Origin of the sequence: Pantoea sp. GM_Pan_4, from assembly GCF_026541005.1 — a bacterium.
In the GTDB taxonomy this organism is placed as follows: domain Bacteria; phylum Pseudomonadota; class Gammaproteobacteria; order Enterobacterales; family Enterobacteriaceae; genus Pantoea; species Pantoea dispersa.
Window position 1 is genome coordinate 166,881 of sequence record NZ_JALNUZ010000009.1, and the last position, 6,000, is coordinate 172,880.

Below are 6,000 nucleotides of genomic sequence, written 5' to 3' on the forward strand. Positions count from 1 at the left end.
ATTGTCTCTTTCAGGTTCAGAAGGAAAACAATACGCCTCCTATTTAAGCTGAAAAAGATGACTAACGTGTTTTCATCATTCAGAATTTGCGAATAATGATGGTTATCACCGTCACATGCTATTCAGGAGCGCAATCAGGTGGATCGAATTCAGGCTATGCAGGTTTTTATAAGGGTGGCTGAGGCCGGAAGCTTTGTCCGGGCAGCGGAAACACTGTCCCTGCCTTCTTCTACTGTTACCAGCACCATCAAAAACCTGGAGAAATATCTGCAGGTGCGTCTGCTGAACCGGACCACAAGACGGGTCAGCCTTACTCCGGAAGGTATGCAGTATCTGGCGCAGTGCCGGGAAATTCTGGCCTTAATTGAGCATACGGAAGCCAGTCTGGCCGATTCGAACAGGCGCCCCCGTGGCCGTTTACGCGTTGATATGCCCGGCGGTATAGCGCACTTCCTCGTGATGCCAAACCTGAAAGAGTTCTACAGCCGTTATCCTGATATTTACCTGATGATCGGCGTCAGCGACCGGCAGGTTGACCTGGTTCAGGAGGGCGTGGACTGCGTGATCAGAACCGGAGAGTTACTTAACTCCACGCTTGTAGCCCGTTCGCTCGGAGAATTTCGCTGGATCACCTGCGCCTCTCCCGATTATCTCAGGGAGTACGGTATTCCGCAGTCACCTGAAGATTTATCTCATCACCGGGCTATTCATTATTTTTCCGGACAAAGCCGGCGTACAGACGAATTGCGTTTTGTAAAGGGAACAGAAACGCTGTCCGTACCCGTCAGGGGGCAGGCAGCCGTCAACGAGACGGGACTCTATATAAAAATGTGCCTCGAAGGATTCGGGCTGGCGCAGCTTGCTGAGAACGTTGTGGCAGAACACCTTCAGAAAGGAACGCTGGTTGAAGTCCTGGCCGACTGGCAGCCGTCGTCTGTTCCTGTCGCATTGCTTTATCCCCATCAGCGTTTTCTTTCACCCGCCGTACGTGCATTTGCAGACTGGATAGATGAAATATTCAGTTGATACGTCTGTCACAGCTCCCCGTTGCACACTAAAAGTCAGTCATAAGGCTTGCTTATTATATTATTACTGACCGCGATCGCCCTGAGCGGCCTTTTCACCGAAAAGTCCGCTCATCGGGATAGTACAGATGGCTCCGGTACCATTAAGACGCTTCAGAACCTCGATGGAAAGTGATCTTACCCAGCAATAGTGGACACGAGACTAAGTGAGTAAACTCTTAACCAGAGGTGACTCATATGGCAAAACCAACGGCGACCAAAAAGCCCCGTAAACAACACACGCCGGAGTTCCGCCAGGAAGCCATCAAGCTTGCTGAACATATCGGCGTGGCCGCTGCAGCTCGCGAGCTCAGCCTGTACGAATCGCAGCTCTACAACTGGCGCAGCAAGCAGAAAAATCAGGCAACGTCCTCTGAGCGCGAGAGTGAACAGGCAGCTGAAATTGCTCGCCTCAAACGCCAGCTGGCTGAAAAGGACGAGGAGCTGGCCATTCTCCAAAAGGCCGCGACATACTTCGCGAAGCGCCTGAAATGAAGTATGTCTTCATCGAAAACCATCAGGCTGAGTTCAGTATTAAAGGCATGTGCCGGGTGCTGCGTGTGGCCCGCAGCGGCTGGTATGCCTGGCGGAGCCGTTGCACAGTTATCAGTGCACGCCAGCGCTTCCGACAGAACTGCGACAGCCTGGTCTGTAGCGCCTTCAGCCTGGCTAAACAGCGCTACGGAGCACCCCGCCTGGCAGAAGAGCTGCGTGCGCAGGGCCTGACATACAACGTGAAAACGATAGCCTCCAGCCTGCGGCGTCAGGGTCTGCGGGCAAAAGCTTCACGCCGGTTCAGTCCGGTAAGCTACCGTGAACACGGTCTGCCGGTCTCAGAAAACCTGCTGAAGCAGGATTTTAACGCCAGCGGCCCGAACCAGAAGTGGTCGGGAGACATCACATACTTACGTACGGCTGAAGGCTGGCTGTACCTGGCCGTGGTCATCGACCTCTAGTCGCGGGCCATTATCGGCTGGTCGATGTCATCGCGGATGACGGCAAACCTGGCCTGCGATGCGCTTCAGATGGCGTTATGGCGGCGCAGGCGGCCAAAATACGTTATCGTTCATACGGATCGGGGCGGGCAATACTGCTCAGCGGACTATCAGGCGCTACTGAAGCGGCATAATCTGCACGGGAGCATGAGCGCCAGGGGGAACTGCTATGATAACGCCTGCGCGGAGAGCTTCTTCCACTCGCTGAAGGTGGAATGCATCCATGGAGAACGTTTTACCAGCCGTGAAATGATGCGGGCAACGGTGTTTAATTATATAGAGTGTGATTACAATCGCTGGCGTCGTCACAGTGCCTGCGGCGGCCTCAGCCCGGAACAGTTCGAAAACCAGACCCTCGCTTAGGGACGTGTCCACTTCACGTGGGTAAGATCAAAGCATCCGCCGCAGAGGATCAGCTGGTACCCTGTTGTGTAAACCCATTCAGCCCGGCTGCTGTACAGGTTCCAGGTGCGCATCTCGTCCGGCAGCCATTCCGGTGCAGGCTCCTGCAACTGAGATTGCTGTGGTCATCAGTAATGGCACCGTCCAACCTCCGGACAACTCCTGTACTTTACCCAGCAACAGCGGTCCCATCGCCGCCATCAGATAACCGATACTCTGCGCCATACCTGACAGCGCGGCAGCATCACCAGCGTTTGTAGTGCGCAACCCGATGAAGGTCAGACCCAGCATCATGCTGGCACCCGAGCCGAAGCCGAGGAGTGCAGCCCACAGCATCGCCAGATTTGGCAAATAAAGGATGCCAATAAAGGACACTGCGGTTAACAGGCTGACGCCAGCAGCGGCTAATTTCTGATCGTTAAGACGACGCAGCGTGGCTGCCAGAATCAAGCCGGGAATGGCGGTGGTAAGCTGAAGGATACCATGTACCTCACCAGCCTGAGCTGAGGAGAGCCCACTGCCTGTCAGAATGGCTGGCAGCCAGCCGACCGCAACATAAAACGGCATCGCATTCAGGCCCATAAACAAGGTGACCTGCCACGCCAGAGACGAGCGCCAGACCGCAACGGTCGCTGCTTTTTTCTCACCTGCTACTGGCAGTTGATGCTTTTTCTTAAACTGCGGCAACCATAAAAGCAACGCAAGGAGCGGTGCAATAACCAACATGGCTAACGCGATGTTCCAGCCCCAGCTCTGCGTCAGAGGAATGACAATGGCAGAGCCAATGGCGCCAGCGGCGCCCATGGTGATGGAATATGCTCCCGTCACGGAAGCCACGTTGCCGGAAAAGTCACGCTTGATCAGGCCAGGCAGCAGGACATTGCCCAGGGCAATCCCGATACCAATTAACACTGTTCCGCCATAAAGCGCCCAGACGCTGTCTGTTGAGCGAAGCAGAATCCCCGCTGAAATCACGACCAGGGCACCAAAAAGGGTGCGTTCCAGGCCGTACTTGCGGGAAATCGATGCGCTCATTGGAGAAAAGGCGGCAAAGGCCAGTAAAGGCAGCGAGTTAAGCAGCCCAACGGCCGTGATACTTAGGTCAAAATCATGGCGAATAGACTCTAAAACGGGTGCGATAGCGGTAAAAGGAACACGCAGGTTAATGGCGATAAAAAGGATGCCGGTCACTAGTAGGATTGAAGACCACTTGTTCGTAGTGTGGGACATAAGTTTTGCTTTCTCTGAAAAAAGAAAGACTTTAAAGGACGCATGAGTTACAGAATATAGATAACCTGACAACATATAGCTAAATCATGCCAGTTAATAAAAAATCCGTGACCTCGCCGGAAGAGTTTAATGCCGATGATTTCAGTCAGGCCGCTATCGCCCTGCATGTATCATCGTCAGGCGAGTATGCCGGGCAGAGTCCGCACGCTCATCGCAAGGGGCAACTTATTCTCTCTTTGCGCGGTGCAGTGCGCTGTGAGGTTGAGGATGCGCTGTGGCTTGTTCCACCGGGACATGCCGTCTGGGTTCCGGGAGAAATCCCCCACCGTTGCCGGATCACGAAGAATGCAGACACGTGCTTTTTATTCATCGAGCCCGGCACGGCAGCGATGCCAGAAGTCTGCTGTACCATAGCGATTACACCTCTGGTCCGCGAGCTTGTTCTGTATCTTGCAGAGCAGGAACATGCTTATTCGCCTGACAGTAAGACCGCAAGGCTGGCAGCGGTGCTGCTGGAACATATACCGGATGTGCCGGTTAAAACGCTCCACCTGCCGAGATCCGACCATCCTAAAATCCGGACTATGGCTGAGGCACTTTTTAATGATCCTGATGACCGGAGGACGTTAAAACAGTGGGCTGCTCATCTTGCTACCAGCGAACGATCTCTGGCCAGGCTGATAAAAGAGGCGACAGGAATGAGCTTTGGTCGCTGGCGTCAGCAACTGCATTTGATGATTGCCCTGAGCCATCTGTCTGAAGGTCAGCCCGTGCAGTGCGTAGCCGGAACGCTGGGATATGATTCGGTCAGTGCGTTTATTACGATGTTCAGAAAAGCGCTGGGTAAATCACCGACGCAATATTTTTCTTCCCTGGATTAGTACACAAGCACAGAAGGCGGATTTATTCAAAGAACACCAGCGTCCGCTTTTCGCTCGTTGCCGACCGTCATGCTGAATCGTGTTATAACAAAGAACACGGCCAGATCAAGTCTGAGCCTATACATCTAAAGTGATGAGCGGGCTCTTTGCCGCCCGCCCCCGCAGCCTGCGAATTTTTCCTGACACACAGTGCCACGAAAAATTCGTAGGGAGGTTATACCTTTAACACCACCACGACTCTGCCCACAAGAATATATTGTCAAAGCCACATTCCTTTGCGGCTTCTTGCCCCTGCCCTCAGGCTTTATCCATCAAATAACGATGTGCTTTTGATGCCGCACTGGCGGCTTTGAAAATATAGCGTTTGTCGTTTTTCAGTGCTTTCAGCCAGGAAGCGATATAGCTTTCGTGCTGAACCTCTCCGAGAATCCCCAGATCCGCCATAAGGAACGCGCTTCCCAGCTCGGCGATCAACTCCTCATAAGCATAATCCTCACTACCAAATTTTCCTTTAATCTCGCGATTCAGGCGGCTTTTACCACCACTCCAGTGCACCAGTTCATGCAGTCCAGTGGCGTAGAAATTGGCTGCATCTGAAAACAGATAGCGCTCTGGTAGCCAGACTTCATCAGTTGAGGGTCTGAAAAAGGCGTTTTGTCCTTTCTCAATAATGTTTGCGCCGCTCTTCTGGAACAGATTTTCAGCCTTCGGCAATGGGTCAAAGGTTGCTTCCGGGCTGACTGTTTCAGTTGTCAGAGGCAAGCCGTCAATTTGCTGAACGTTAAACACGGTGAAAGTTTTCAGCATCGGGATCTGGTCGATTCCACCATATTCGTTTTCTTTCTCTAAGGTTGTATAGAAAATGGCTGTCGTGCCGTGCTCGCCTTTGCGAACCTGCCCACCTACTGCCTGTGCTTGTTTGTAGGTCATCCAGCGTGAATCACCGAAGCCCTGTTTTGACGCACTGCACCACAGCAGCATGATATTCATTCCGCTATACGAGATACCGGTTGCGAAGTTGCAAGGCAACCCAGACATGCCCGGCACCCGTTGCCACGGGCAAGACCATGGTTTTACACCGACTTCAAGCGCTGCAATGATGTTGTCGGTGACGGTCTGATAAATATCTGTTCTGGTTTGAGAAAACTTCGTTTTTGAGGAGCCTGACTGCTCCAGCGGGGATAAGCTGGTCGCCGCTGCGGTGTTAGGGGCGCTAGTCTGGGTGGTATGCAGGGAAATGGTCATGTTTTTTCTCCGTCAGTGGTGTGATTTTCGTCTTCGTATCGCCTGACGATTCGCTTTCCCGGCATCGTTCCGTCCCGCAAGGGCGCAGAATGCGTGCCATTTACCCTTGCGGGACGGGTTGTGTTGGGAAACGATTAACCGGAAGCTGATACGGGAACGAAAATCACGCTGGAGAAAAACTGC

General features: G+C 53.0%; 4 protein-coding genes and 1 pseudogene. 3 read left to right on the forward strand and 2 right to left on the reverse strand.

Annotation, left to right across the window (positions count from 1 at the left end):
* The first annotated feature begins 138 nt into the window (after window positions 1–138).
* Together OXR61_RS17940 and OXR61_RS17945 are read left to right on the forward strand one after the other, a co-directional pair.
* A complete protein-coding gene (locus tag OXR61_RS17940) occupies window positions 139–1,026 on the forward strand; it encodes a LysR family transcriptional regulator (RefSeq protein ID WP_047740646.1) in 888 nt (295 codons plus the stop codon).
* A gap of 236 nt (window positions 1,027–1,262) precedes the next feature.
* Window positions 1,263–2,422, forward strand: a pseudogene (locus tag OXR61_RS17945) (IS3 family transposase).
* 78 nt (window positions 2,423–2,500) lie between these two features.
* Here OXR61_RS17945 and OXR61_RS17950 read toward each other — a convergent pair.
* On the reverse strand, window positions 2,501–3,691 hold the full coding sequence (locus tag OXR61_RS17950) for a CynX/NimT family MFS transporter (RefSeq protein ID WP_047740640.1): 1,191 nt from the start codon (window positions 3,689–3,691) through the stop codon (window positions 2,501–2,503).
* Window positions 3,692–3,777: 86 nt separating this feature from the next.
* Between OXR61_RS17950 and OXR61_RS17955 the strand changes: the two genes are divergently transcribed.
* A complete protein-coding gene (locus OXR61_RS17955; protein WP_047740638.1) occupies window positions 3,778–4,572 on the forward strand; it encodes a helix-turn-helix transcriptional regulator in 795 nt (264 codons plus the stop codon).
* Window positions 4,573–4,869: 297 nt separating this feature from the next.
* Here the strand turns inward: OXR61_RS17955 and OXR61_RS17960 are convergent, their stop codons facing one another.
* Window positions 4,870–5,817 (reverse strand): zincin-like metallopeptidase domain-containing protein, encoded by a 948-nt coding sequence (locus OXR61_RS17960; protein WP_047740636.1) that lies wholly within the window; start codon window positions 5,815–5,817, stop codon window positions 4,870–4,872.
* Between the last annotated feature and the right edge of the window lie 183 nt (window positions 5,818–6,000).